This is a genomic window from Roseateles sp., from assembly GCF_049240545.1.
Lineage (GTDB): Bacteria > Pseudomonadota > Gammaproteobacteria > Burkholderiales > Burkholderiaceae_C > Paucibacter_A.
Genome location: NZ_JBMLSK010000110.1, coordinates 1 through 1,815 on the forward strand (window position 1 = coordinate 1; position 1,815 = coordinate 1,815).

Consider the following 1,815-nt stretch of genomic DNA (forward strand, 5'->3'; position numbering starts at 1 on the left):
ATGAACGCATTCAGCCGGGACTACGTGCCCCAAATCCAGCACAAGCCCAAGAAGCCCAAGCGGGTTGATCTTGGCTTTCGCCCGAACGCCTATTGCCACATGAGCCGCACCGAGGCCGACAAGGCCAAGACGGCGCGAATCCTCAAGCCCAGCGGGGTCTGATGAACTACTACGAACGCCACCTAGGCGACTACGCCAAGGACACGGCGCACCTGAGCATGCTTGAGCACGGCGCCTATGGCCTGCTGCTGGATCGGTACTACGGCACCGAACAAGGCATTCAAGCTGACCAGGCGCACCGGGTGGCGCGTGCTCGCTCCAAGGAAGAAAAGGCCGCCGTTGATGCCGTGCTGTCCGAGTTCTTCACGCTGTCCGATGGCGTCTGGAAGCACTCGCGGGTAGAGCGCGAAATCGAGAAGGCGCAAACCAAGATCAAAGCGGCCCAAGAGAACGGCAAGCGTGGTGGGCGTCCAAAGAAGAACCCGGAAGCAACCGACGAAAAACCCACTGGGTTTCCGCTGGGTTCGGATTTGGAAACCCAGACGAAAGCTCACCAGACACCAGACACCAGTTATTCGGTTTCTAACGAAACCGGCGGGCAAGCCGCCAGGCCGTTGACCCCTGACGAGATCATTTTCGGCTACGGGGTGCCCCTGCTGGTGGGTGCTGGCAACGCCGACAAGGCCGCCCGCTCGTTCCTCGGTGGCCTGCGGAAGTCCCACGGCGACGACCGCGTTGTTGACGCCCTGAGGGAGTGCCTGAAGGCCAAGCCCTTGCAGCCGTTGGAGTGGCTGGCCGCCAAGTTGCCGCCGCAGCAGTCCAAGGCGCCCAGCAAACACAGCGGCTTTGCCGCGAAGAACTACCGCGAAGGAGTGAACCCCGATGGATCGTTCTGACGAGCCCCAAACCGTCGCCGGCCTGATCCGCGACCTGGGCCAGCGGCAGGCGTCGTGCCCCGAGCATGGCCCCTACACCTCAACCGGCAAGCTGCTGCTGCGCCGCGAGGTGTGGTCGCAGTGCCCGGCATGTGCCGATGCCGCAGCCAAGAGCCGCGCCGATGCCGAAGCCCGCGAACAGGCCGAACGGCTGGCCGCGAAGCGTTTGGCCGCCATCGGGCAAGCCTGCATCCCGACGCGCTTCCAGACGATGACGTTCGACGCCTACAAGGCCGACACGCCCGAGCAGCGCGCCGCACTGGCCCGCGTCCGTGACTACGTGGAGAACTTCCGCGACCACAAGCGCACGGGTGCAGGGCTGGTGATGGCTGGCCTGCCGGGCACGGGAAAGACCCACCTGGCCGCCGCTGCGTGCTTGGCGCTGATCGGCCAGCACTGGGTGCATTACACGACCTGCATGGGCCTGATTCGCATGGTGCGGGACACATGGCGCCGCGATTCCGAGCGCACTGAGCGCGACGTGCTGAAGCTGCTGGGCGAAACCATCGACCTGCTGGTGATTGACGAAATCGGCGTTCAGTACGGCACCGATGGGGAGCAGACGATTCTGTTCGAGGTGCTGGACCGGCGCTATGCCGAAATGCGCCCCACGCTGCTGCTGACGAACCAAGACAAGGCCGGCTTTAAGGCTTTCATCGGTGAGCGCGTGGCCGACCGCCTGACGCAGACGCACAGCTGGATGGCGTTCGACTGGCCCAGCTATCGCCGCGCTGCACGGGTGGCCGCATGACCGACCTAGAACGTTTGGAGCTGGCCGCTAAGGCTGCTGGCATCCGTTACCGCAAGCCGCACCCGGAATACACCGGGAGCTTTGGCCTGTTTCTGGAAGACGAGGCCGGAAACATCGTGGGCAACTGGA

General features: G+C 64.2%; 2 protein-coding genes. Both read left to right on the forward strand.

Annotated elements, in window-relative coordinates; genetic code table 11:
- Positions 1-161 precede the first annotated feature (161 nt).
- The gene (locus ACOVRJ_RS07755; RefSeq protein WP_422043311.1) at positions 162-896 is read left to right on the forward strand and encodes a YdaU family protein; all 735 of its coding nucleotides are present in this window, start codon (positions 162-164) and stop codon (positions 894-896) included.
- A complete protein-coding gene (locus tag ACOVRJ_RS07760; protein ID WP_422043312.1) occupies positions 883-1,686 on the forward strand; it encodes an ATP-binding protein in 804 nt (267 codons plus the stop codon). The genes ACOVRJ_RS07755 and ACOVRJ_RS07760 overlap by 14 nt, the downstream gene beginning before the upstream one ends.
- The last annotated feature ends 129 nt before the right edge of the window (positions 1,687-1,815 follow it).